This is a genomic window from Psychrobacter sp. FME5 (assembly GCF_014861375.1).
Classification (GTDB): Bacteria; Pseudomonadota; Gammaproteobacteria; order Pseudomonadales; family Moraxellaceae; genus Psychrobacter.
This window is the reverse complement of the sequence record NZ_RRYX01000159.1, coordinates 1-4,404: the sequence shown is the minus strand read 5'-3', so window position 1 is coordinate 4,404 and position 4,404 is coordinate 1. Positions and strand designations below refer to the sequence as shown.

At 38.9% G+C, this 4,404-nt stretch carries 5 protein-coding genes; 3 read left to right on the top strand and 2 right to left on the bottom strand.

The window, feature by feature from the left end:
* Positions 1-4: 4 nt before the first annotated feature.
* Positions 5-565 (bottom strand): SGNH/GDSL hydrolase family protein, encoded by a 561-nt coding sequence (locus tag EI161_RS13475; RefSeq protein WP_192529780.1) that lies wholly within the window; start codon positions 563-565, stop codon positions 5-7.
* 284 nt (positions 566-849) lie between these two features.
* On the opposite strand from EI161_RS13475, the gene arfB reads away from it, so the two are divergent.
* Both arfB and EI161_RS13465 read left to right on the top strand, forming a co-directional pair.
* Positions 850-1,263 (top strand): alternative ribosome rescue aminoacyl-tRNA hydrolase ArfB, encoded by a 414-nt coding sequence (gene arfB / locus EI161_RS13470; protein WP_192520205.1) that lies wholly within the window; start codon positions 850-852, stop codon positions 1,261-1,263.
* A 125-nt stretch (positions 1,264-1,388) separates the two neighbouring features.
* Complete coding sequence (locus EI161_RS13465; protein ID WP_192520204.1) at positions 1,389-2,093, top strand: hypothetical protein; 705 nt, start codon at positions 1,389-1,391, stop codon at positions 2,091-2,093.
* Positions 2,094-2,179: 86 nt separating this feature from the next.
* Here the strand turns inward: EI161_RS13465 and EI161_RS13460 are convergent, their stop codons facing one another.
* A complete protein-coding gene (locus EI161_RS13460) occupies positions 2,180-3,154 on the bottom strand; it encodes an alpha/beta hydrolase (RefSeq protein WP_192529779.1) in 975 nt (324 codons plus the stop codon).
* A 247-nt stretch (positions 3,155-3,401) separates the two neighbouring features.
* Between EI161_RS13460 and EI161_RS13455 the strand changes: the two genes are divergently transcribed.
* Positions 3,402-4,178 (top strand): hypothetical protein, encoded by a 777-nt coding sequence (locus tag EI161_RS13455; RefSeq protein WP_192520202.1) that lies wholly within the window; start codon positions 3,402-3,404, stop codon positions 4,176-4,178.
* The last annotated feature ends 226 nt before the right edge of the window (positions 4,179-4,404 follow it).

Genomic DNA, 4,404 nt, shown 5'->3' with positions numbered 1-4,404 from the left:
TAGATTAGTGAGATGCTCTTCTTTTTTCAATCACTTTCGATGTTGAGAGTGGGGTTGCTGATGTAATGATAGTTTCGGCATTATCTGGATCTTCTGCGGCGGCAAGTAAGTCATTTGCACCCGCCCAGACCACATACAGCCCATTAGAGTCTATTTGATTACTGGCAATGTAGTTATTAGCTTGGGTATTGGCCGAAGCTACTGGAATACCGAAAGCCGTGACGTCTTCGCCCGCTCTCGCACCGCCAATAGCATAATTATTACCCGTTTGGCTACCATCATAAGTATTGGCGACAGCGGTTGTTCCTAGTTGCTCAGCGAATGAGGTCGCCCATGTGTTGTCAGGGTTGGTGGTAAATTGTCCTGATTCTTCAAGCCCAAAAGTATCTTGGGTCAGAGGCGCAAAGTAGCCACCATCCGTTAAGCTGTCACCAAAAAATGTCACGCTGCTATAGTCGCTGGCATGAGCAAATCCTGTTGTGCAAAGTGTGATTGCCAGCATGCTCTTAGTAAGGGTTTTGAGAATAGAGGGATTAACAATAGTACGAGTTGTATGATAAGACATATCGACTTCCTTGTCGTAAATATGGCGGGATTATAACTCGATTGTAACGATTTTTTAAAAACCTGGCAATCTATTTGACTGTATAGTCCTAAGTTAGGTCATGAGCTTTCTTTAACTTTGGAGTAAGTGTGATACTGATCTATTAAGCCTATATTTGCTGCCAGATTGATGTTGGACTATCATGGTCTCACACTTATGTTAGTTATCGATATCGCAAGTAGCCGCTTCATCGATAATGATTTATGATGAGTCGATATTATGGATTATTTATATAAAAGCAAATCATGATTTTTATTAGCAATACCATCAGTCTTAATGACCATGAAGTAGAGATTAGCGCCATACGTGCACAAGGTGCTGGCGGGCAAAATGTCAACAAAGTTTCTTCTGCCATTCATTTGCGTTTTGACATTCATGCTTCAAGTCTTAGTAACTCACAAAAAGAGCGTTTGCTGACCAATAATGATAACCGTATTAGTAAAGAGGGCGTATTTGTGCTGAAAGCGCAGCAGTTCCGCACACAAGAAAGAAATAGGGCAGATGCTATCGAGCGCTTGCAACAATTTATCATACAAGCCACTTATATCAGCAAAAATCGTAAACCTACCAAACCGAGCAGAAATGCTAAACGTAAACGTATGGACAAAAAAACGCAGCGGGGTAAAACCAAGGCGCTGCGAGGTAAAGTAGACTTTTAGCACGTTATAAATACTGCTATTTTGAGTCGATCACATATCTAAAATTGTCTGAATAAGAAACAATAGCTCTATAGATGCCGAACAAGTATCTAATAACGCTAATCTAAATAAAAAGGCCGTTCTGAATGACCAATGATAACCCGTATAACTTTTTACCTTTACAGCCTACTGGTAGGAATGAAACTAATACTGCTAATACTTATGCACCTGAAGACATGATTAAAATATATGAGCAGCAGTGTCTAACACAAGTGCCCGAAGATAAGCTGACTGAGTTTTTACCAGCACTAAAAAGTTTCTACGACATTGATGATAACACGTTAGATATCAGCGCCATTATTTTTGATGCAATCTCCGATGCTTGTATCATTTATAACCATAAAATCAAAACAGGCGACTATCAAATACTAGGTGAGCTGATAGAAGAGGTTATTGAATATGATGAAGAGGCTACAGATAAAGAAGGTGCTGAAAATAAAGATATTCAAGCCTATACATTAGAGTGCCAGCGTAATTTTCTCATTAATGATATAAAAATGGCTTATCATTTTAATCTATTTATTTATGGTGATGGATATTCTACTCTGACCAAACAAGAGACTCTACTAGAAAAAATGTATTGGTTCGTCAGAGGAAGGTTCGAAGAGCATTTATTAGACGATTCTGAAGAAAATGAGAGCTTAGAGTCTATCAATAAGCAACTAGCTGACCTCGGCATTCAAGCGATGGATCTAACCACGATAGAACAGATAATAAACTATGTAGAAGACAATATCATAGATGATGCAATGGTAGACACATTTAACAAGCTATTGGATGATGCGGAGTAATATACCCATTTTGTGTAGAGTCGATGTTAAATAGCATGGATATACGACAGGGTGATGGGTATAGACTTTTCTTATTTATTGATGTTTTAAAATCTTTGTAAACTGTCTAATAGAGAGGTTTTAAAAAGCTCTCCATGAGATTGAACATAGAATTGATAGCGACAGTTTTGCTGAAAGTCGTGACAGAGCTGCTCAGCAAAATCTTGTTTGTTTGGCGTATTGGGAGCCATCGCTGAATGATTTCGATGCTTCTCTATCTTGGACTGTTGCTCTGCTGCCTGACTAAAAGTCAGTCTGAGCCGTTTGTTTTCATAGATATCTGAACGCTGCGCTTCAGGTGAGCTTTGATATGCCTTCCAATATCTCAACATTTCACCATCTTGCCACCATAGCGAAGGATCTGCACTGAAATACTGTTGGTAAGATTCTGGATGCTCTAACAAATTATACAATACGAACAAGCCACCATAAGAATGCCCCCAAAGTCCCTCTTGGTCTGGTTCTTCCCCCAATTGCAGATATACCCATGGCTTGATTTTTTGTTCAATCAGTTTAGAAAAATCTTCAGCACCGCCATTTAACCGTTCTCTCCCTTTTTCTTGAAACACATTTCGTTGCTCTGTCTGAGTCAATAATGGTGGTGTGTAATCATATGCTCTGGCATCGACATCGAAGCGGTAAGGCGTTTGATAACCAATAAAAACCAAAGCAGGTGCATTATTTTTTGGCGTAGCATTTGATAATGAGAGCATGGTGTCTTTTGTTAAGTCACCAATGGCGGCATTTCCATCGAGTATATATAGCACGCTGGTAGAGGGTTTGACGGCATTATTAGTCGTCTGCTGATTGATATACTGCTTGGGAATAGCCAACCATACTCGGTAATGACGAGGACTGGCATAAGATTTTATGGTAGTTGAACTATCTTCTCTAAACAAGGATGATTGGGGTGCAGGTGCACTAAAGTCATGATATACAAAGTGATAGCCAGTGTCTTTGGCATGCAATAAACTCATGTCTACAGGCGTGGTCAAGTCAGGTTGGGCATAACTTGGCGACATGACTGTTCCTATAGTTATAATCGTTATTATTGACAGATACCTCTCAAATACTGACATGATTTCCCTTTTTAAATATAAACTCATTTATCGCATTTTTATTGCTATTTCATCACGCATAAGAATGAGTGATTAATGAATATTGACAAAATGTTATAATTCAGTAAATATAATACAAATGATAATCATTATCAATATTACATTTTTAATGTTATCAAATTTATCAAAATTTATATTATGAGAGTCCATTATGTCGTATTCAATGCAAGCAAATTTAGGCAAGAGTTTCTTATTATCTAAGCATTCTGTACTAGCTATTGCCCTTCTATCTTTAGGGATTGCCGGTTGTCAAAATACAACGTCGTTATCGAGTAAAGATGCTATACCGCCGACTCACTCTGTGACTTCTACTATCATGCAAACAAAAAGCAACTATGCCGATATTCATTATTTGACTATTGATGGCCAAGATTATCCAGTTTCTGAAACTTCTGCTCGGATTGTTGTCAATAACGCACAAAATGCACAAGAATTGATGGCAGATATTTTTGATGGAGAAAGAGATGTTGCAGTCCCAGGATACAAAGTTATGATAATCAACCGTACCAGCTCTGTGGCTGCTGAAGGGAGAAAGCGTGACGATGGGAGTGTGATGGATAATAGAATGATTCATCGTGGTAGTAAGTCTCTTGTGGGTATTCCTGTGGTAAATGGACAGGCAAAACTGGATCAGGCTCAATTGTTAAGCTTTGATATTATTTATGATGATGTGGCTAAAGATTTAGCAGCAGGAACAGTGGTAAAACCACGCGGTACGAAATTAACCAAATCTAATATTCCTGTCACCAATAAAAAAGTAGTCATAAACTCATTGACGTTGCCGAATATTGTTAGCGGCGAGCACGCAGGTGGTGGTGTAAATTTTGAAGCCAGCGCAGTGGTAGATGGTAAGGTTATCAAGACGGGTGCCAACAGTGCTTTTAATATCTTTTATACTGTGACATCAGATAAGGCTAGAGGGTTTTAGGTATTTATGACATGGCGCTATTATTGAATGAGTAAAACTCCTACAAGCGAAATCTGTATAGATAAAGCTTCCACAAAAAAAGCACTTATGAGCGATCACGGCTTAAGTGATAAACAGATTCACCATGTACTGCTAACATTATTACTTGGCGGTACAGTGGTGAGTTTTAGTTAGGACTTACGCAACAATCAGTCTAGGCGAGCGTAACTGCTCGCAGAGATAGTCA